This is a genomic window from Sphingomonas sp. AP28, assembly GCF_056680455.1.
Genome location: NZ_CM155283.1, coordinates 879,877 through 898,635 on the forward strand (window position 1 = coordinate 879,877; position 18,759 = coordinate 898,635).

19 protein-coding genes are annotated in these 18,759 nt (G+C 66.2%); 11 read left to right on the forward strand and 8 right to left on the reverse strand.

Features of this window, described 5'->3' with window-relative positions; genetic code table 11:
* Window positions 1–8 precede the first annotated feature (8 nt).
* Complete coding sequence (locus AC1MH0_RS03865; RefSeq protein ID WP_480964787.1) at window positions 9–1,667, reverse strand: amidohydrolase; 1,659 nt, start codon at window positions 1,665–1,667, stop codon at window positions 9–11.
* 149 nt (window positions 1,668–1,816) lie between these two features.
* Complete coding sequence (locus AC1MH0_RS03870; protein ID WP_480964788.1) at window positions 1,817–2,671, reverse strand: NAD(P)-dependent oxidoreductase; 855 nt, start codon at window positions 2,669–2,671, stop codon at window positions 1,817–1,819.
* A 57-nt stretch (window positions 2,672–2,728) separates the two neighbouring features.
* On the opposite strand from AC1MH0_RS03870, the gene AC1MH0_RS03875 reads away from it, so the two are divergent.
* Both AC1MH0_RS03875 and AC1MH0_RS03880 read left to right on the forward strand, forming a co-directional pair.
* The gene (locus AC1MH0_RS03875) at window positions 2,729–3,988 is read left to right on the forward strand and encodes a threonine ammonia-lyase (protein WP_480964789.1); all 1,260 of its coding nucleotides are present in this window, start codon (window positions 2,729–2,731) and stop codon (window positions 3,986–3,988) included.
* Between the two features lie 128 nt (window positions 3,989–4,116).
* Entirely contained in the window at window positions 4,117–4,893 is a 777-nt protein-coding gene (locus tag AC1MH0_RS03880; RefSeq protein WP_480964790.1) for an arginyltransferase, read from the forward strand.
* 229 nt (window positions 4,894–5,122) lie between these two features.
* On the opposite strand, the gene AC1MH0_RS03885 is transcribed toward AC1MH0_RS03880, so the two are convergent.
* From AC1MH0_RS03885 to AC1MH0_RS03900, 4 genes are all read right to left on the reverse strand, one after another.
* A complete protein-coding gene (locus tag AC1MH0_RS03885; RefSeq protein WP_480964791.1) occupies window positions 5,123–5,932 on the reverse strand; it encodes a transglutaminase family protein in 810 nt (269 codons plus the stop codon).
* Window positions 5,932–6,867 (reverse strand): alpha-E domain-containing protein, encoded by a 936-nt coding sequence (locus AC1MH0_RS03890; protein WP_480964792.1) that lies wholly within the window; start codon window positions 6,865–6,867, stop codon window positions 5,932–5,934. Before AC1MH0_RS03890 ends, AC1MH0_RS03885 begins: the two co-directional genes overlap by 1 nt.
* The gene (locus tag AC1MH0_RS03895) at window positions 6,867–8,393 is read right to left on the reverse strand and encodes a circularly permuted type 2 ATP-grasp protein (RefSeq protein WP_480964793.1); all 1,527 of its coding nucleotides are present in this window, start codon (window positions 8,391–8,393) and stop codon (window positions 6,867–6,869) included. The genes AC1MH0_RS03890 and AC1MH0_RS03895 overlap by 1 nt, the downstream gene beginning before the upstream one ends.
* A gap of 234 nt (window positions 8,394–8,627) precedes the next feature.
* The gene (locus tag AC1MH0_RS03900) at window positions 8,628–10,676 is read right to left on the reverse strand and encodes a protein-disulfide reductase DsbD family protein (RefSeq protein WP_480964794.1); all 2,049 of its coding nucleotides are present in this window, start codon (window positions 10,674–10,676) and stop codon (window positions 8,628–8,630) included.
* Window positions 10,677–10,784: 108 nt separating this feature from the next.
* Between AC1MH0_RS03900 and AC1MH0_RS03905 the strand changes: the two genes are divergently transcribed.
* Window positions 10,785–12,425: an alkaline phosphatase family protein gene (locus tag AC1MH0_RS03905; RefSeq protein WP_480964795.1), complete on the forward strand. Its 1,641-nt coding sequence runs from the start codon at window positions 10,785–10,787 to the stop codon at window positions 12,423–12,425.
* Between the two features lie 126 nt (window positions 12,426–12,551).
* On the opposite strand, the gene AC1MH0_RS03910 is transcribed toward AC1MH0_RS03905, so the two are convergent.
* A complete protein-coding gene (locus tag AC1MH0_RS03910) occupies window positions 12,552–13,472 on the reverse strand; it encodes a right-handed parallel beta-helix repeat-containing protein (RefSeq protein WP_480964796.1) in 921 nt (306 codons plus the stop codon).
* A gap of 248 nt (window positions 13,473–13,720) precedes the next feature.
* Here AC1MH0_RS03910 and AC1MH0_RS03915 point away from each other — a divergent pair, with 248 nt between their 5' ends.
* Complete coding sequence (locus tag AC1MH0_RS03915; protein ID WP_480964797.1) at window positions 13,721–14,929, forward strand: cation:proton antiporter; 1,209 nt, start codon at window positions 13,721–13,723, stop codon at window positions 14,927–14,929.
* Between the two features lie 137 nt (window positions 14,930–15,066).
* Here the strand turns inward: AC1MH0_RS03915 and pspF are convergent, their stop codons facing one another.
* Window positions 15,067–16,104, reverse strand: a complete 1,038-nt coding sequence (gene pspF / locus AC1MH0_RS03920; RefSeq protein ID WP_480964798.1) for a phage shock protein operon transcriptional activator — start codon at window positions 16,102–16,104, stop codon at window positions 15,067–15,069.
* Window positions 16,105–16,276: 172 nt separating this feature from the next.
* Here pspF and AC1MH0_RS03925 point away from each other — a divergent pair, with 172 nt between their 5' ends.
* The 7 genes from AC1MH0_RS03925 to AC1MH0_RS03955 are packed head-to-tail and all read left to right on the forward strand — an operon-like array spanning window position 16,277 to window position 18,758.
* A complete protein-coding gene (locus AC1MH0_RS03925) occupies window positions 16,277–16,420 on the forward strand; it encodes a hypothetical protein (RefSeq protein WP_480964799.1) in 144 nt (47 codons plus the stop codon).
* A 48-nt stretch (window positions 16,421–16,468) separates the two neighbouring features.
* Window positions 16,469–17,134 carry a phage shock protein PspA gene (pspA, locus tag AC1MH0_RS03930; RefSeq protein WP_056482347.1) on the forward strand — a complete coding sequence of 222 codons (666 nt, stop codon included), beginning with the start codon at window positions 16,469–16,471 and terminating at the stop codon, window positions 17,132–17,134.
* 1 nt (window position 17,135) lies between these two features.
* Entirely contained in the window at window positions 17,136–17,426 is a 291-nt protein-coding gene (gene pspB / locus AC1MH0_RS03935; RefSeq protein WP_480964800.1) for an envelope stress response membrane protein PspB, read from the forward strand.
* A 1-nt stretch (window position 17,427) separates the two neighbouring features.
* Complete coding sequence (pspC, locus tag AC1MH0_RS03940) at window positions 17,428–17,814, forward strand: envelope stress response membrane protein PspC (protein ID WP_480964801.1); 387 nt, start codon at window positions 17,428–17,430, stop codon at window positions 17,812–17,814.
* A gap of 27 nt (window positions 17,815–17,841) precedes the next feature.
* Window positions 17,842–18,153, forward strand: coding sequence for a hypothetical protein (locus AC1MH0_RS03945; protein WP_480964802.1), 312 nt, complete (start codon window positions 17,842–17,844; stop codon window positions 18,151–18,153).
* Window positions 18,154–18,165: 12 nt separating this feature from the next.
* Entirely contained in the window at window positions 18,166–18,519 is a 354-nt protein-coding gene (locus tag AC1MH0_RS03950) for a hypothetical protein (protein ID WP_480964803.1), read from the forward strand.
* On the forward strand, window positions 18,516–18,758 hold the full coding sequence (locus tag AC1MH0_RS03955; protein ID WP_480964804.1) for a hypothetical protein: 243 nt from the start codon (window positions 18,516–18,518) through the stop codon (window positions 18,756–18,758). Before AC1MH0_RS03950 ends, AC1MH0_RS03955 begins: the two co-directional genes overlap by 4 nt.
* Window position 18,759: the final 1 nt, after the last annotated feature.

The following is an 18,759-nucleotide window of genomic DNA, read 5'->3' on the forward strand; positions in this document are numbered from 1 at the left end:
CCGCGCGGTTACTTGCGCACCCAGACCTTCTCCCCGCCGATCCACGTCTCGCTGACCTTCGTCGCGCGCAGGTCGGTTGGAGAGGCCATCGTCGGGTCACGATCGACGACGATGAAGTCCGCACGTTGGCCGGGCGCGAGCGCACCGAACTGCTTCTCGGCGAACCCGGCATAGGCGGCCGCACCGGTCATCGCCCACCACGCCTGTTCGCGCGTGACGAGTTCCTGTGGCTGCCATCCCCCCTGTGGCTGACCATCGGCATCCTGGCGCGTGAACGCCGCCGCCCAGGTCGCGAACGGATCGGGCTTCTCGACCGGGAAGTCGGTCCCGAAGGCGAGCTTGGCGCCGTTGGTCAGCATCGATTTCCATGCATAGGCGCCGGCCAACCGGTTCGGCCCGAGCCGTGCCTCGGCCATCGTCCGGTCGCTGGTTTCGTGCGTGGGCTGCATCGAGGCGATGGTGCCGAACTTGCCGAAGCGTGGCAGGTCGGTCGGATCGACGATCTGCGCATGCTCGACCCGCCAGCGGCGATCGCCGGTATAGGTCTCGCTCTCGACCTGGATCGCGTCTAGCACTTCCCGGTTCGCCTTGTCGCCGATCGCATGGACCGCGACCTGGAACCCGTCCATCGCCGCACGGCTCATTTGGTTCTGGAGCTGGTCGTCGGTCAGGAAGCCGAGCCCCGACTGGCCCGGTGCGTCCGAGTAGGGTTTCAGCAGCCATGCGCCGCGCGACCCGAGCGCGCCGTCGGCATAAAGCTTCACGCCGCCCATCCGCAGGTGGTCGTTGTACAGCCACGGCGTCGGCCCCTTGCCGCCGATCCGGCTCGCGGTTTCGACGCCCATCGCATAGCTCATGATGCGGACGCGAAGCCCGCCGATATCGGCCATTCGACGATAGGTGAGCCAGTCGTCGAGCGTCGTGCCCATGTCGGCGACCGCGGTGACGCCGTAGCCGAGCAGGATGCGCTGCGCGGTCAGGAACGCGGCATCGCGCTCCTTGGGCAGTGGTTGCGGCACGACCTTCTCGATCAATCCTTGCGCGCCGTCGACGAACACGCCCGCGGGCGCGCCGCCGGTCTTCTCGATCCGCCCGCCCGCCGGAGATACGGTCGAGCTAGTGACCCCGGCCTCGCGCATAGCCTCGCGGTTCGCCCAGCCGGCGTGCCCGTCGGCGCGCGACAGCCAGATCGGGTGGCCGCCGGAGACGGACTCCAGGTCCGCGGCGGTCGGGAAGCGGCCCAGCCCCCACGCCTCCTGGTTCCAGCCGCGGCCCAGGACCCATTTGCGATCGGGATTGCCGGCAATGTAGGCGGCAATCCGCGACTTCGCCTCGTCGAGCGACTTGGTCATCGACAGGTCGAGCGACAGCGCGCCGAAGCCCATTTCGAGGACATGGCCGTGCGCGTCGATGAAGCCCGGCAACACCGTCTTGCCCCCCATGTCGACGCGCCAGTCGTACAGCGGCTTGCCGGCGTTCTTCTTGAGTTCCTTCCGGCTCAGCTTCGGTGCTTCCTCGCCGGGGGGGACGAGACGCGTGACGCGACCATCCTTGTCGACCAGGATCGCCTTGAAGTGGATCACGCGGCCACCGTCTGCGATCGTGACACCGTTGATGTTGTCGACGATCCCGTCGGCGAGCGCGGGGGTCGGGAGCAGCAATGCCAAGACCAGCGCCGCTCTTGCCCCCCTCCCTGGAAGGGAGGGGTTGGGGGTGGGTCGGCTGGTTGGGGTAGCCTGGTGCCTGGACAACGGGCCAACCCACCCCCGGCCCCTCCCTTTCAGGGAGGGGAGCAGTGCTGTGGTGTTGCGCTTGATCACTTCGGCAATCTCCGTACCAGCGCGCTCGTATCCTGGCGGGCGCCGCCCATCGCCTGAACATCGGCGTAGAATTGATCGACCAGCGCCGCGACCGGCAGCACCGCGCCGTTGCGTCGTGCTTCGTCGAGCGCGAGGCCAAGATCCTTGCGCATCCAGTCGACCGCGAAACCGAAGTCGAACTCGTCCTTCGCCATCGTCGGCCAGCGATTGACCATCTGCCAGCTCTGCGCCGCGCCGCCCGAGATCGCCTCGAACACCTTGTCGAGATCGAGGCCGGAGTTTTGCGCGAACCGCAGCGATTCGGCGACGCCCTGGATCACGCCGGCGATCGCGATCTGGTTGCACATCTTGGTGGTCTGCCCTGCGCCTGCTCCGCCGACATGGACAATGCGCAAAGCATAGGCCTGCATGAAGGGTTCGGCCTTCGCCATCGCCTCGGCCGAGCCGCCGCACATGATCGAGAGCTTGCCGTTCTCCGCGCCAGCCTGTCCGCCCGATACCGGTGCGTCGACTACCAGCGTGCGCTCGCCCGCGAGCCGCCGCGCGATCGACGCGGAGACGGTGGTGTGATCGACGAACACCGCGTCGTCGCGCATCGCGGCGAACGCGCCGTCCTCGCCTAAAGTGACACCGGCCAGATCGTCGTCGTTGCCGACGCAGGCGAACACCGCATCGGCGTCCTTCGCCGCCGCGGCCGGCGTGTCGGCAACCTTGCCGCCGTATTTATCGGCCCAAGCCAACGCCTTGGCCTGAGTCCGATTGTAGACGGTGACGTCGTGCCCTGCCGCGGCGAGGTGTCCCGCCATCGGCGCGCCCATGACGCCGGTTCCGATGAATGCCAGTTTTGCCATAGCGTCCGCGCATAAGCGGTGTTTCCCATGCGCGCCAGATGGTCTAGCGGGTCGGGCATGGCTACCCACGCTGCCGTAGCGGCACCCACCCTCCCCGTCTCGATCGACGACGTCCGCGTCGCGCATGACCGGATCCGCGACTCGATCGTCCGCACGCCGACGCTGATCAGCAAGACGCTGAGCAAGATGACCGGCGCGACGGTGTATCTGAAGTTCGAGAACCTGCAGTTCACCGCGGCGTACAAGGAGCGCGGTGCGCTCAACACGCTGTTGCAGCTGTCGGACGAAGCGCGCGCGAAGGGCGTCATCGCGGCGTCGGCGGGCAATCACGCGCAGGGCCTTGCCTATCACGCCAACCGGCTCGGCATTCCGACGACGATCGTGATGCCGACCAACACGCCGACCGTGAAGGTCATGCAGACCGAAGGCCACGGCGCCAACGTCGTGCTCCACGGCGAGACGTTCGACGCGGCCTATGCGCACGCCCGCATCCTTGAAGGCGAGTGCGGTTTCACCTTCGTCCACCCGTTCGACGATCCCCGCGTCATCGCCGGCCAGGGGACCGTCGCGATCGAGATGCTGGAGGACGTGCCGCAGCTCGATACTCTGGTCATCCCGATCGGCGGCGGCGGGCTGATCTCGGGCATGTCGACGGTCGCGCGCGCGTTGAGCGAAGCGCCAGGCGGTCACCCGATCGAGATCGTTGGCGTGCAGGCCGAGCTGTTCCCGTCGATGTACAACCGCATCAACGGCACCGACATGGCGTGCGCCGGCGATACGCTGGCCGAGGGTATCGCGGTCAAGGAGCCGGGCGCGATCACCTCGAAGATCGTCGCCGAACTGGTCGACGACATCGTCCTCGTCAGCGAACGCAGCCTCGAAGAGTCCGTCAGCCTGCTGCTCCAGATCGAGAAGACAGTGGTCGAGGGTGCGGGGGCCGCCGGGCTGGCGGCGCTGCTGTCGCATCCCGAGCGGTTTGCGGGGAAGACCGTCGGCATCGTGCTGTGCGGGGGCAATATCGATACGCGGCTGCTCGCCAACGTGCTGTTGCGCGATCTGGCGCGGTCGGGGCGGCTCGCGCGGTTGCGTATCCGGTTGCAGGACAAGCCGGGCGCGCTGTTCCATGTCGCGCGGATCTTCGACCAGGAACGCGTCAACATCATCGAGATCTATCATCAGCGCGTCTTCACGACGTTGCCAGCGAAGGGGCTTATCACCGACATCGAATGCGAACTCCGCGACCGTGCGCATCTCGACCGGCTGGTGGGAGCATTGCGGGCTGGCGGGTACGAGACGTCGACCGTCGAATTGGCGTGATCCCATTCTGATACGGTGATTTAACGCGTTAACCGACATTGATGGTAAACCGCTTTGCATGGTGGCGCAGGGCGGCCATATATCGGGCGACGCGGCTGATCGCGCCTGCCTGAAGGACTTTCCGCTCGGTGACCGCGCCCTTTCGTTTCCCGCGCTTCTTCGTCACCAGCCCTGCGCCGTGCCCGTATCTGCCGGATCGTCAGGAGCGAAAGGTGTTCACCGAGCTGACCGGCCCGCATGCGAGCGAGCTGAACGATGCGCTGGGGCGGATCGGCTTTCGTCGCAGCCAGGGGGTGGCGTATCGTCCGTCGTGCGCGGGGTGCACCGCGTGCGTGTCGGTCCGCGTCGTGACCGACGCATTCGTGCCGAACGCGACGCAGCGAAAGTTGCTCAGGCGGCTCGGCGACATCGAGGTGACCGCGTGCAAGGCATGGGCGACCGACGAGCAGTTCCAGTTGCTGCGCCGTTACCTCGGCACGCGTCATCCGGGCGGCGGCATGGCGGGGATGGACGAGGACGATTATGCCGACATGATCGAGCATTCGCCGGTCAATTCGCTGATCGTCGAATATCGCGAGCCGTCGGTCGATGGGGTGCAAGGGCGGCTGATCGGCGCGTGCCTGACCGATCGCCAGGCTGACGGGTTGTCGATGGTCTACAGCTTCTTCGCAGCCGACGACGCGGCGCGACCGGGGTTCGGCAATTTCATCATCATGGACCACATCCTGCGCGCGCGCGATGCCGGACTGCCGTACGTGTATCTTGGCTATTGGGTGAAAGGCTCGCCGCGGATGGAGTACAAGACGCGGTATCGGCCGCTGGAGGTACTGGGGCCGGCTGGGTGGCGGCGGTTGGAGGAGTTTGATCTAGGGGCGCCGGCGGCTCGGGTAGCGGCGTTGGTTTGAAGTCGGGGAACTCATTTAGTCCACTTGCAGGTTCCAAGAACCACCACCCCGGCGAAGGCCGGGGCCCAATTGGGAAACGCCGCTAGTTGAGTGCAGCGCTCCATTACGACCACCTTGCCGATTGGGCCCCGGCCTTCGCCGGGGTGGTACCCTCAAGAACCCCTGCCCCCTGTTCTCCCGCGAAGGCGGGAGCCCAGTCTGGGTCCCCGCCTTCGCGGGGAAACACATCTTAATCCTCGCGCTGCACAACGACGTCGACGTCGAGCTCCTCGCCACCCTCGCCCAACCGCGAACCCGCCACCGGTGCCGCGCCAGCCGCATCCAGCGCCATCGCGACGCGGACGTAATGCTCCTCCGGCGACATCCCCGTACACGGATCGAACCCGATCCAGCCGAGACCGTCGACGAACGCCTCCGCCCAACCGTGCGGCGTCGGGAGATGCACCACCTCGTAATCATTGTGATGATAACCGGAAACATACCGCGCCGGCGCACCGAGCGAACGCGCGGCGACCGCGAACATGTGGGCCATGTCGCGCGGCGTGGCGCTCTCCCTGCCAAACGCCGCCGCAGCAGCAAGCCCCGGCTCCGGACGCCCGGCGTCGAATTCGAACCGCTGGTGGAACGCCCGGTTCAGCCGGTGCAGCGCACCGATCCGATCGCGTGCGCCGACCGCCGCCTCAGCCGCGAACGCTGCAATCGCGTCGTCATGCGCGGTCGCCTCGGTCGAGCGCAGGAACAAGGCGGGTGGCAATGTCTCGTGCACGCCGTGCAGGACGCCGTCGGAATGGCTGGTCAAAACCTCGCCCGTCACGGTAATCTCGATCCCGTCGACCGGTCCCTCGGCATACAGCATCGTCACCGCATTGCCGAAGCCGTCGCGCCCCGGCCGCAACCGTGCGTCGCAATCGACGTCGATTCGCCATGACGCGACGGTCTGGTCATGCGTGTTCTCGGGCGTCAGCCGAAGCATCTGCACCAACCGCCCCTGCGGCTGGGTAAAGCGATAGGTCGTGTGATGATCGATCGACAGCCGCATCAGAGAAACTTGAACTGGCGGCCGATCGCGCCGTGAAGCAGCGCGTTCTCGGCGATGAACGCCTGCAGATACTGGTGAAGGCCCGAGGTGATGACCTCGCCCGATCGTGTCTTGGCCATCCGGCTTGCGCGCATCCGGGCCATGCGGTCGGCCTCGCCATGGCTGCCGGTGCGCTTGGCGAGGAGGTTGAGCACGTCGACCGTCTCCTCGACGGAGGCGGCCAGGCTACGCGGCAATTCCGACCGCGCGATCAGCAGGTCGATCACGTCGGCGGGGCGCAGACCGTCGCTGTAGAGCCAGCGATATGCGGTCACCGCGGAGACGGTCTGGAGGATCGTCGTCCACTGATCACGGTCGATCGCGCCGCCGATCTTCTGACCCTCGGGCAACAGGATATGGTATTTGACGTCGAGCAGGCGCGCCGTGTTGTCGGCCCGTTCGACCGCCTGCCCGAGCCGGATGAACCACGTCGTCTGGTTGCGGAGCATGCGGTGGATCGCACCCTCGAACCCGCGCGTCTCAGTCTTGACCGCCTCGACCAGGTTCATCTGATCGGTCGTGCTGCGCGGCGTCGTGCGGTTCTCGAACAACAGCCAGGCGCGGTTGATCGCGGTCCAAGCCTCGCGGGTGAGCGCGGTGCGGACCGCCTTCGCGTTGTTGCGCGCCATGTCGACGCAGCGGACGATCGAGCCGGGGTGGCTCGAATCGAGCGTCAGGAAGCGGACCACCTCGGTCTGCGTCATGCCCGCGCCGAGCGTCGTGAACGACTCCTCGGTCTCGGTGACGGCGAGCGCGGACGCCCAAGCTGCCTCGCCCGCGGGCTGCGACGACAGCACGTCCAAGCGTACGGTGGCCTCGACCAGCCGCGCGATAAAATCGGCGCGCTCGAAATAACGCCCGAGCCAGTAGAGCGACGATGCGGTCCGCGAGAGCATCAGGTGTCCCCTCCCGCCGACGGCAGCATCGTGCCAAGCGACTGCGACATGCCGCCCATCGTCTGCGACATCCCGCCCGGCCCCATGCGTTGCGATTGATCGGCCATCAGCACGAAACTGTCCTTCGTCCCGCCGCCCTGACTAGAATTGACCACCAGCGATCCTTCCTTGAGCGCCACGCGGGTCAGGCCGCCCGGCACGACCTGAACGCCCTTCGATCCGGTCAGCACGAACGGGCGGAAATCGACGTGGCGTGGGCTTAGCCCCGCGTCCGCCATCGTCGGCACGGTCGACAGCGCGAGCGTCGGTTGCGCGATGTAGCGATGCGGTTCCGCGATGAGCGCGGCGCGGAAATCCTCGATCTCCTGCTTCGAGGCGGTCGGGCCGACGAGCATGCCGTAGCCGCCCGAGCCGTCGACGAGTTTAACGACGACTTCGGCGAGGTTGTCGAGGACGTATTTCAGCGCCTGGGGTTCGCGGCAGCGCCATGTTTCGACGTTGCGCAGCTTGCACTCGCCGCCTGAGTAGAATTTCACGATGTCGGGCATGTAGCTGTAGATAGCCTTGTCGTCGGCGATCCCGTTGCCCGGAGCGTTCATGATCGCAACGTTTCCGGCGGCGTAGGCTGCGATCAGCCCGGGGACACCGAGCGTGGAGTCGGGACGGAACACCAGCGGGTCGAGATAATCGTCGTCGATCCGGCGGTAGATCACGTCGACCTTCACCCGCCCCGCGATCGTCCGCATCCAGACGATGTCGTCGTCGACAACCAGATCGGCGGCTTCGACGAGTTCGATGCCCATCGAATCCGCGAGGAAGCTGTGTTCGTAATAGGCGGAATTGTAGTGGCCGGGGGTCAGCAGCACACACGTCGGGTTGGAGCCCGTGCCGTGCGGCGCGACCGACTTCATCGTCTCGAGCAGCAGATCTGGATAGCTGTCGACCGCCGCGACGCGGAACTCGCGGAAGAGTTCGGGGCAGAGCCGGAGCATTGCCTCGCGGTTTTCCAGCATGTAGCTGACGCCCGACGGCGTGCGGGCGTTGTCCTCGAGCACGAAGAAATCGTCGGGGCCGGTGCGGACCAGATCGATGCCGCAGATGTGCGCCCATACGCCGTGCGGCGGGCGGATGCCGGCGATCTCGGGACGGAACTGCGCGTTGCCGAGCACGAGGTCCTCGGGGAGGATGCCCTCCTTCAGGATACGACGTTCGCCGTAGATGTCGTCGAGGAACGCGTTGATCGCCTCGACGCGCTGAACGAGGCCTTCCGAGAGCCGCGTCCATTCGTCGTGGAGGAACACGCGCGGGACGATGTCGAACGGGATGATCCGCTCGGCCGCTTCATTCTCGCCGTAAACCGCGAAGGTGATGCCGAGTTGCCGGAACGTCGTCTCGGCGGCTTCCTGCCGGCGTCGCAGCTCGGCGTCGGGCGTATCCTCGATCCACTTGCCGAGAGCCGCCAGTTCGGGCCGGGCGGTCGTGTCGCCCGATGTGCCCATGATCTCGTCGAACGCTTGTTTCCCCATCGAAACGGTCAATTCCCCATCAAGCGTTGCGGTTCCATGCTGCAACGCATTGGTGCGGTGCACAAGTCCTTGTGTGTAAGCATTAGTAAGCTGACGGCCGTTCAATCCTCCCCCGCAAGGGGGAGGTGGCACCGCAGGTGACGGAGGGGGAAGACACGGAACAGCGGTTTCGCTTTCCTCCCCCTCCGTCTGGCAAGCGCCAGCCACCTCCCCCTGGCGGGGGAGGATCGTGGTTTATGCGCCCAACCCTTCCAGTACGCCCGGCGTGAGAACCTGCGGGAGGACTGTGGGTTCGGCTGCGCCTGGTGCGTAGTAGAGATACAGCGGGACGCCGGCGCGGTTGTGCGCCTGGATGAAGCGGCCCATTACCGGGTCGCCGTCGGTCCAGTCACCGATCAAGGCCGCAACCTTGTGCTTGGCGAAGGCGTCGCGGACGCCGGTGGTGTCGATCGCGGCCTTCTCGTTAACCTTGCACGTCAGGCACCAGTCGGCGGTGAAGTAGACGAACACCGGGCGCTTTTCGGCGCGCAGCGAGGCGAGCTTGGCCTCGGTGAACGCCTCGTCACCCACGGTCGCGGTCTTGGCGGCGACCGGCGGTGCGCGTGAGATCAATACCGCGCTGCCGACGAATACGACGAGCAGCAGGACCTGCGCGACCACGCCGAACGACTTCCCCTTGCGCTGGCGAGAGCCGCCAATCCACAGCACCGCGCCGACCGCCAGCACCGCGACCAGCGCGAGCGTCAGCGTATCCACCCCGGTCTGTCGCCCGAGCACCCAGCCGAGCGCGATCGCGGTGAGGAACATCGGCACCGAAAGGATGTGGCGGAACGTCTCCATCCAGACGCCGGGCTTTGGCAACCACCGTCGCCACGATGGGATGAACCCGATCGCGAGGAACGGCAGCGACAAGCCGATCCCGAGCCCGCCGAACACGGCCAGCGCCGCCGGCCACGGCAGCACCAGCGCTGCGCCAAGCGCCGCGCCCATGAACGGACCGGTGCACGGCGTCGCGATAAACGCCGCCAGCGCGCCGGTCGCGAACGCGCCGCTCGCGCCACTCTCACCGGCAAAGCGTGGGGTCGGGACCTCGAACAGCCCGGCGAGGTTGAACGCGATCGCGGTGCTCAGCAGCAGCAGCGCGACGATCGCGCCGGGATGCTGCAACTGGAACGCCCAGCCGACCGCGGATCCGCCTGCGCGCAAGGCCAGGATCGCGCCGCCGAGACCGAGGCAGACCAGCACGACGCCCGCGGTATAGGCCAAGGCCTCGCCGCGCGCATCCTTCTCGCTCGCGCCGCCGCGTGCGAGGCTGAGTGCCTTAAGGCTGAGGATCGGGAACACGCACGGCATGATGTTGAGGATCAGGCCTCCGAGCACTGCGCCCGCGAATGCGATCAGCGCGGTCAGCCAGAGGCTCTCGCCGTTCGCGCTCGTAGCGTCGCCGCCGGCCGCTTTAGCCACCGCACCGGGCGTCGCCTTGACGCCGAGCCCCTGCCCATCACCGATCCGGAGCACGCCCTCGATCGGGCCGCCGGTCTTCGCGTTCGCCGCAACCTTCGTCGTTATCGTCAGTCGGTCGCCGTCGCGCGTCACCGTCTGCGTCGCGCCATTCTCGATCGCACTGGTGGTGACGGGGAAGAAATACGCCTTGTCGGCTTTCGCGCTCGCCGGGAACGGCACCGCGATCCGCATCGTCCCGTTGCTCGCTGCATAGGCCGCACCGGCGTCGAGTGGCTTGGGGATCGCCTGACGCCAGCCTGCGAACGCGGCGGCCTGCGATGGCGCGCCGTCACCGATCGTGAGGTCGAGCGAGAGCGCCTTCTCTTCGGGCACGCAGATCGTCGCTGAGCAGACGAGATAGCTCGTCTTCAGGCGGATCGGGAATTTCGACCCCGCCGTCAGCCCCGCCGGGACCTGGATCGTCACGAGCGGCGCGTAGGGCGCTTCGTAGACATAGTTCATCAGGCCCGCGATCAGCAGCGTCGTCGGTACCGGCCATTCAGGCTCGCTCACCTTCGCACCCGCTGGCAGCGTCCAGTCGAACGTCGCCGGAAAGCCCGCATCGCCGGGGTTGCGCCAATAGCCGTGCCAGCCAGTCTCAGGTGTCGTTGCCAGCGCTATCGTCAGCGGCGCGCCGGCTTTCGGGTGATCGCTTTCAGCGACCAGCTTCATCATCAGATGCTGGCTTGAGCCATTCAGCGATTCCGCAAGCGCGGGCGCACTCGCCAGCCCGCAGACGGCCAGCAAGACCGTCATGAGGACGCAACGTAATCCGCGCATGGCCATCCTTGTTTCGTTCATCGCGCAAAGCCATAGCGGTGACCTTGTCGTATTGCACTTCAAAGCGACGGCCCCGCTCGATGGTCATCGCTGTCTAAAGGACTGTTCGTGAAAGCACTTATCGCCGCGCTCCTGCTGACTTCGGCCGCTTCGGTCTCTGCCCAGACCTCACCGACACCCGCGCCACCTGCGCCGGCGACTCCGACGACCCCGCCGAAACTGATCGTCGCGATCTCGGTCGACCAGTTCGCCGCCGATCTGTTCCAGCAATATCGCAATCATTATACGGGCGGCTTCACGCGCCTGCTGAACGGCGCGGTGTTTCCGAGCGGGTATCAGAGCCATGCCGCGACCGAGACGTGCCCCGGTCACTCGACGATCCTGACCGGCATGCGGCCCGCGCATACCGGGATCATCGCCAACAACTGGGTAGACCAGCGCGCCGGGCGACCCGACAAGATCGTCTACTGCTCGGAGGACGAGCGCATCACTGGCAGCACGCACGACAGCTACACCGTGTCCGATATGCACCTGAAGGTGCCGACGCTCGGCGAGATGATGAAGGCGCGCGATCCGCGGACGCGCTCGGTGTCGGTCGCGGGGAAGGATCGCGCGGCGGTGATGATGGGCGGCCACAAGGTCGACGAACTCTGGTGGTGGGACGGCAAGACGTACGTGTCGTATGCCGGTCGCGCGGTGCCGCCGGCAGTGCAGCGGACACGCGACGCGGTCGCCGCGCTGATCGCCAAGCCGCAGTCGGCACTGCCGCTGCCCGGCTATTGCGCGGGCGTGAACCATCCGATCGTGATCGCGGGCAAGACCTACGGCCAGGGACGCTTCGAGCGCGAGGCCGGCGACGCGAAGGGCTTCCGCGTGTCGCCGGCTTCCGACGCCGCGGTGTTCGCGATGGCGGCGGCGCTGGTGCAGGACATGAAGCTCGGCAAGGGGCCGCAGACCGACATCATCGATATCGGCGCGTCGGCAACCGATTACATCGGGCACACCTACGGCACCCAAGGCACCGAGATGTGCATCCAGATGGCGCAGCTCGACAAGACGCTCGGCGATTTCTTCGCGGTGATGGACGAGACCAGCGTCGATTACGAGGTGGTGCTGACCGCGGATCACGGCGCGCATGACGCGACCGAGCGCCAGCAGCAGCGCGCGATGCCGATGGAGGCGCACATGGACGAGAACGTGCTCGCCAAGCAGGTCGGCACCGCGATCGCCAAGGACCTTGGGCTGCCGGGTAGCGTGCTGCTCGGGACCGAGGGCGACGTGTATATCGACGACACGCTGCCGGCAAAGACGCAGGCGAAGGTGCTTACCGAGGCGCTGCGCCGGTATCGCGCGATGCCGCAGATTGCGGGTGCGTACTCGGCTGCCGAGATCATGGCGACGCCGATGGCGAAGTCCCCGCCCGAGACGTGGACGCTGATCGAGCGGGCGCGCGCGTCGTTCTATCCGGAGCGGTCGGGGCAGATGGTGGTACTGCTCAAGCCGCGCGTGACGACGATCGTTTCGCCGGCGGGGGGGTATGTCGAGACGCATGGGTCGCCCTGGGATTACGACCGCCGCGTGCCGATCCTGTTCTGGCGCAAGGGGATGACGGGGTTCGAGCAGCCGCTGTCGGTTGAGACTGTCGATATCGTGCCGACGTTGGCGGCGACGATCGGGTTGCCGGTGAGTGGGCTGGATGGGCGGTGCCTGGATCTCGAGCCGGGTGCTGCAACTACCTGCGCTAACTGAGCGCTGCGTCTTACTCAAAAGCCTGTTCTCCCGCGAAGGCGGAAGTCCAGTCTGGGCTCCCGCCTTCGCGGGCGAACAAGCTTTTTGGAGCGCTACCTCGAACGATCGCCTCGGCAGCGTACCATTTCAGCGCGTCTCGAACGACCGCAACCCTGACCCCAACCGGTTCGTCCCCAGCGCGAGCTTGTCGTGGCTGTAGTCTGCGAGGAATGCCGGGCTGCTACCGTCCCCAGGCGACAGTCGGGCGTCGTTCCCCTCGACCCGCAACCCGGTCGAGGGGTACGTCTGCGCCTCCGCCGCGACTACGATCAATCCGGTGTGGTTCTCCTTGTTGCGCCCCTGCACGAAGGTGTTGCGCGCGATCAGGCCGGTAGCGCCTTCGGGAAGGTCGACCATGTAGTTGGTCTTCTTCCCCGCGGTATCGTCGAAGCTGTTGTCGGTGATCGACACGGTCGGCACGCGCAGCTTGACGTAGTGCCCGCCCGTCCCGCGCTCGAACCGCGAGTTCGTGATCGTCACGCTGCCCTTGTTGGCGAGGTAGATCGCATGCGAGCAGCCTGGCGATTCGTCGCACTGGCCAAGCCCGGCGAAGGTGGAATGGTCGATCAGGATCTTCTGACCGGTCGGTTCGCCGCCGAGGATACCCTCCTGGCTGTCGAGGAACATCGCGTTGGTGACGGTCAGGTCGCCCATCTCGGTGCGGATGCCCGCGCCGTTGCCGTCCGATACGCGGTAGCCGCGGAAGACGAGGCCGTTGACGACCGAGCCCTGCCCGCGCAGGACCAGCGCGGCCTTGTCCTCGCAGGCGACTTTCTCGAAGATCGCGGTGCCGGGCTTGACCGCCTTGAAGGTGACGTGGCCGCCGGCCTGCACCGCACATTGCCGGTAGGTGCCGGGCGCGATCAGAATCGTCGCGGTGCCCAGTCGGATCGACGAGACCGCCTCCTGCAGCGTCGCGAACCCCTGCCCGTTGACCGTGAACGGTGCGGAACCTTGCGCGAACGCGGGAGCGGCGCACAGCGCGAGGGCGAGCAACGATCGTTTCATCCGAGATCCTCTTCGTTCCGCGGCGGTTGCCCACCGACAATATGGGCTGCGTGATCGCACGGAACGTCGCGGTCCGGCCAGACCGTCCGCCGCGCTTCGACGGCGCCTGTCCCGTTATGAGGCATTGGAAAGAATGAACCGGGATGGGTCGATCCCGGCTTCCGGATATTGCCGTGCCCGCAACGAGCGCATAATACCGCTACCGTAACAAAGCCGGCGGGGGGAACCGACCGGCGCGGGGGATCCACATGCACGCCATGACGCCGACGGAGGTCTTCCTCCTTGCGATACTCATCATCTTTACCGTGCCGTATCTGGTGTGGCGGCTCGGGCGGACCGATTACTGGGCGCCGCTGGTGGTGGTGCAGATCTTCGGCGGCATCCTGCTCGGGCCGGGCGTGCTCGGGGCGGCGTATCCGGACTATTACGCGACCGTTTTCACGCCCGCGACCTTGGGCTCGCTGAACGGCATCGCCTGGTGGGCGGTGATGATGTTCGTGTGGGTCGCCGGTATCGAACTCGATCTCGGCGAGGCCTGGAAACGGCGCGGCGAGACCGGTGTGACGGCGGGCCTCGCGCTCGCGGTGCCGCTGATTACCGGCAGCATCGCTGCGGTGCTGATGTTGCGCTACCCAGGCTGGCGTGGGCCGGACGGTGCGACGTGGCAGGTGGTGCTCGGTATCGGCATGGCCTGCGCGGTCACCGCCCTGCCGATCCTGGTGCTGTTCCTCGAGAAGCTCGACGTGCTGCGCCAGCCGATCGGCCAGCGGATCCTGCGCTATGCGAGCCTCGACGACATCGCGATCTGGGGCGTGCTCGCGCTGATCCTGCTCGATTGGGAGCGCGTCGGCCGGCAGGGCGGCTTCCTGGTCGGGTTCGCGGTGGCCACGCTGATCGTGCGCAAACTGATGGCGCGTATCGAGGAGAATGACCGCTGGTATGTCAGCCTGATCTGGCTCGCGGGTTGCGGGTTCGCGGCGGACTGGGCGGGGCTGCACTTCATGGTCGGCGCGTTCCTGTCGGGCGCGGTGCTCGACTCGAAATGGTTCACGACCGCGAAGATGGACCAGTTCCGCCATTTCGTGCTGCTCGCGGTGATGCCGGTGTTCTTCCTGTCGACCGGGTTGAAGACGCAGTGGGCGGTCGGCGGGTACGCGGTGTTCGGCGCGGCGGCGCTTCTGCTGGTCGCGTCGGTCGGGGGCAAGCTGGCGGGGGTTCACGCCGCCGGGCGTATCCTGAAATGGCGGCCGGGCGAGGCGTCGGCGATCGGCTGGCTGCTCCAGACCAAGGCGCTGATCATGATCATTTTCGTCAACATCCTGCTGGATAAGAAGATCATCACGAATGAGACCTTCACCGCGCTGTTGCTGATGGCGCTGGCGAGCACGATGCTCACCGTGCCGATCGTCGCGCCGAAGTTGAAGAAGCTGGCGGGGCTGGTGGGGAAGAGCGGGTGACGGTGGCTGCCCCTTCTTCGCCCCTCCCTGGAAGGGAGGGGTTGGGGGTGGGTCGGCCAGCTTGTGTCGCTGGACGTTGCCTGATGCGGAAGCCGACCCACCCCCGGCCCCTCCCTTTCAGGGAGGGGGGAAGTGGCTCAGGCGCCAGCGTTGAGGAGGTCGTGGCGTTTCAGGGCGTGGCGGAGTTGGTCGTAGCTCAGGCCTAGCGCCTCGGCGGTGGCGCGTTGGTTGAAGCGGTGTTCCGATAAAGCTCGCGAGAGGAGGTCGCGTTCGAAGCGGGATACGCGGGACTTGAAGTCCGACGGGCCTTCTTCGCACGCGACGACCGGGTCTTCGCCATCGTCCGGTTCGGCTGCGCGTGGGGTTACCACCATGGGCTTCGGGGCAGTCGAAGCGCCCGGCCGATGGGGCGACTGGAACGGGTCGATCTCGATCGCGTCGATCGGCCCCGCCTGTTCCCAGCGATACACCGCCCGCTCGACGACGTTGCGCAGTTCGCGGACGTTGCCGGGCCAGCGATACGCGATCAGCGCGTCCATCGCCGCCGGGCCGAACCCTTCCCAGCGTTCGCGCCCCAGTTCGGACGCCATGCGCCGACCGAAATGTTCGGCGAGAACCACCACGTCGCCGGTCCGCGCGCGCAAGGGGGGCAACGTCACCACCTCGAACGACAAGCGGTCGAGCAGATCGGCGCGGAACTCGTGGCGGTCGACCTTGTCGGGCAGATGCTCGTTGGTCGCCGCCACGATCCGCACGTCGACGCGCATCGGTCGCGACGAGCCGATCCGCGTGATCTCGCCATATTCGACCGCACGCAGCAGGCGGTCCTGCGCGGCCATCGACAGCGTCCCCAACTCGTCGAGGAACAGCGTGCCGCCATCGGCCTCCTCGAACCGCCCTACCCTCGCCTTGGTTGCGCCAGTGAACGCGCCGGCCTCATGCCCGAACAATTCCGCCTCGATCAGCGTCTCTGGCAGCGCCGCACAGTTCATGATGACCAAAGGCTGATCCCACCGCGGCGACAAGCGGTGAAGGCGTTCGGCGACCAGTTCCTTGCCCGTGCCACGCTCGCCGATCACCAGCACGGGCCGGTCTAACGCTGCCGCCCGCGATGCGCGTTCGAGCGCCGCCATGAACGTGCCGGACTCGCCGATGACCTGTGTGGTTCGCTCCATGGCGAAGATGTGGCGCGAATTCCCAACTTTTGGCAAGCTCGAGGCGCCGCTCCGACAGCCGAAATCGCGCAAACCCCTGCAATTCCGCCATTTTCGAAACTGGCACGACAGATGCAATGCTCGAGGCAACCCGCCGAATAGCGGAACCGACCAGCCTCAAAGGGGACCCACCATGTTCAACACCAACATCGCCCGCACCGTCGCCGCTACCCTCTGCACCATCGTCGTCAGCGCAACCTGCGTCCTCGGCGCAGTCGGCCCCGCGATCGCGAACAACGCAGCCCCCATTGCGGCGACCACCGCAATCGTGGCCTAAGACCCCGAAGGCTTAGAGCCTCGGGCCGACCCCTGGAGTAGGATTTACATGGGCATCTTTTCCCGCACCCGCGACATCGTCGCCGCCAACTTCGCCGATCTCATCGAGAAGGCCGAAGACCCGTCGAAGATGATCCGCATGATCATCCTCGAGATGGAGGAAACGCTGGTCGAGGTTCGCGCCTCCGCCGCGCGCACCATCGCCGACCAGAAGGAGATGCGTCGCCATATCTCGAAGCTGGAGCAGCTCCAGGACAACTGGACCGAGAAGGCCGAGCTGGCGCTGAGCAAGGACCGCGAGGACCTCGCCAAGGCAGCCCTGGTCGAGCGCCAGAAGGCGTTCGACATGGCCGAGCAGTTGAAGGCGGAGGTCGGCGTGCTCGACGATGCGCTTCGCGCGTCGGAGGAGGACATCGCCAAGCTCCAGACCAAGCTCCGCGAGGCGCGCACCAAGCAGAACGCGGTACAGACCCGGCTGGAAAGCGCGAACAACCGGACGCGACTTCGGGAAATGTACAATGGCCCGAAGACGCACGAGGCGTTCAGCCGCTTCGACATCCTCGACCGCCGCGTCGACGAGGCCGAGGGCCGTGCGGATGCGATGGGGCTCGGGGTCGTCAAGACGCTCGAGGAGGAAATCGCCGAGCTTCGCAGCGACGACAAGGTCAACGCCCAGCTCGCCGCGCTCAAGGCGCGCATGAAGAAGGACGATTGAGATGAACACCGTACTTGTGTGCGCCACCATCTTCGTCGGGCTGCCATGGGTTTTCCTGCACTACATCACCAAGTGGAAGCAGGCGCCCCGGATCACCGAGGAGGACGAGAGGCTGCTCGACGAGATGCAACTGCTCGCCCGCCGCCTCGAAGACCGCGTGATGACCGTCGAACGGATCATCGCCGCCGACAATCCCGACTGGAAGCCGGGCCTCGGCACCACCCAGTCGCCGTATCTGTCGGACCGCACGACCGACCGCCCACTTGATCGCCCGTTGGATAGGAGGAACTGAAATGTCCGCTAGTCGCACCCAGTTTTACCTCGATAAACATAATGCCACGTGGAAAGGCGTCTGTGCGGGAATCGCCGACTATACCGGGATAGACGCTCTGTGGGTCCGGATCGCCGCGGTGCTCGTAACGATCACAGGGCCAGGCTTCCCGATCGTGCCCATCGCCTACATGTTGATTGCCTGGATGGCGCACACAAAGCCGGTCGGGCTGTACGAGACACCCGACGACGCGAAGTTCTGGCAGGGCGTACGTTCGAACCCGAAGCGCTCGACCGCCGAGGTCCGCAGCAAGTTCCGCGACATCGACCGCCGCCTCGCCGACATCGAGACGCACTACACCAGCCGCAACAGCACCAGCCTCGCGGCAGAGATCGACAGCCTGCGCTGAAACGCGGCGTCAACAGGGAGAATGACGATGAATTGGGCAGGACCAGGGTTCGTGATCGCGATCATCGCCATCACCACCATCGGCTGGATCGCGAACAACTGGATCCGTACCAAGCACGGCTATCCGCCGAGCGACGACTGGGGCAACTCGATGAGCTGGGGCGGCGGGAACAAGCAGGACCCGGCGGGTGATCGCAAGGTCGAATTGCTCAGCAGCGAGAACGAACGCCTGACCGGCCAGGTCTCCCGCCTCGAAGAGCGGATCGCAGTGCTCGAACGCATCGCCACCGATCCCGCCGAGCGTACCGCCCGCGAGATCGAAGCACTCCGTGACCGCTGAAGGACATAGATCATGAACAACTTCACGATCTTCCTGCTCGTCTTCATCGTGATCGGCCTGCCGGTCATCCTCGGGATCGGCAGCAGCGTCTTCAAGGACTGGATCAAGCACAAGGAGCGCATGGCAACAGCACTCAATGCGCAGACCGCCGAGAAGTCCGCGCAATATGCGGCGCACACCGAACGGCTGGAACAGCGGGTACGAGTGCTGGAACGGATCGTCACAGACCGAGGAATCGGCGTTGCCGACGAGATCGAACGGCTCAGGACCGATCTACCCTTTGCTCCATCGCTGCCTTTAGAGACTTCACCGACACTAACGCTGATGGGCCGCACCGCGAGCCCCGCCGAAGGAGAGACACGATGAACCCCTTTTCGATGGTCGTCTGCATCGTGCTGATCGTGATGGTCGCCAAGGTGCTGACCGCTCGCTACCGCGCGCTGGGCGACGCGCCGACGAACCCGGTCGACAGCATCGATGCGCTGCGGCTGCGCGACGAGGTGCAGCAGATGAAGGAGCGCATCCAGGTGCTCGAGCGCGTGATCACCGACAACCACAAGAGCGTCGATCTCGACCGAGAGATCGAACGGCTCCGCGACCGCTAGG

Excerpts from the sequence above, each read along its gene's own strand:
- AC1MH0_RS03870 (WP_480964788.1), bottom strand. The coding sequence starts at position 2,671 with ATGGCAAAACTGGCATTCATCGGAACCGGCGTCATGGGCGCGCCGATG.
- AC1MH0_RS03875 (WP_480964789.1), top strand. The coding sequence starts at position 2,729 with ATGGCTACCCACGCTGCCGTAGCGGCACCCACCCTCCCCGTCTCGATC.
- AC1MH0_RS03885 (WP_480964791.1), bottom strand. The coding sequence starts at position 5,932 with ATGCGGCTGTCGATCGATCATCACACGACCTATCGCTTTACCCAGCCG.
- AC1MH0_RS03890 (WP_480964792.1), bottom strand. The coding sequence starts at position 6,867 with ATGCTCTCGCGGACCGCATCGTCGCTCTACTGGCTCGGGCGTTATTTC.
- AC1MH0_RS03895 (WP_480964793.1), bottom strand. The coding sequence starts at position 8,393 with ATGGGGAAACAAGCGTTCGACGAGATCATGGGCACATCGGGCGACACG.
- AC1MH0_RS03900 (WP_480964794.1), bottom strand. The coding sequence starts at position 10,676 with ATGCGCGGATTACGTTGCGTCCTCATGACGGTCTTGCTGGCCGTCTGC.
- AC1MH0_RS03910 (WP_480964796.1), bottom strand. The coding sequence starts at position 13,472 with ATGAAACGATCGTTGCTCGCCCTCGCGCTGTGCGCCGCTCCCGCGTTC.
- AC1MH0_RS03915 (WP_480964797.1), top strand. The coding sequence starts at position 13,721 with ATGCACGCCATGACGCCGACGGAGGTCTTCCTCCTTGCGATACTCATC.
- pspF (WP_480964798.1), bottom strand. The coding sequence starts at position 16,104 with ATGGAGCGAACCACACAGGTCATCGGCGAGTCCGGCACGTTCATGGCG.
- AC1MH0_RS03925 (WP_480964799.1), top strand. The coding sequence starts at position 16,277 with ATGTTCAACACCAACATCGCCCGCACCGTCGCCGCTACCCTCTGCACC.
- pspA (WP_056482347.1), top strand. The coding sequence starts at position 16,469 with ATGGGCATCTTTTCCCGCACCCGCGACATCGTCGCCGCCAACTTCGCC.
- pspB (WP_480964800.1), top strand. The coding sequence starts at position 17,136 with ATGAACACCGTACTTGTGTGCGCCACCATCTTCGTCGGGCTGCCATGG.
- pspC (WP_480964801.1), top strand. The coding sequence starts at position 17,428 with ATGTCCGCTAGTCGCACCCAGTTTTACCTCGATAAACATAATGCCACG.
- AC1MH0_RS03945 (WP_480964802.1), top strand. The coding sequence starts at position 17,842 with ATGAATTGGGCAGGACCAGGGTTCGTGATCGCGATCATCGCCATCACC.
- AC1MH0_RS03950 (WP_480964803.1), top strand. The coding sequence starts at position 18,166 with ATGAACAACTTCACGATCTTCCTGCTCGTCTTCATCGTGATCGGCCTG.
- AC1MH0_RS03955 (WP_480964804.1), top strand. The coding sequence starts at position 18,516 with ATGAACCCCTTTTCGATGGTCGTCTGCATCGTGCTGATCGTGATGGTC.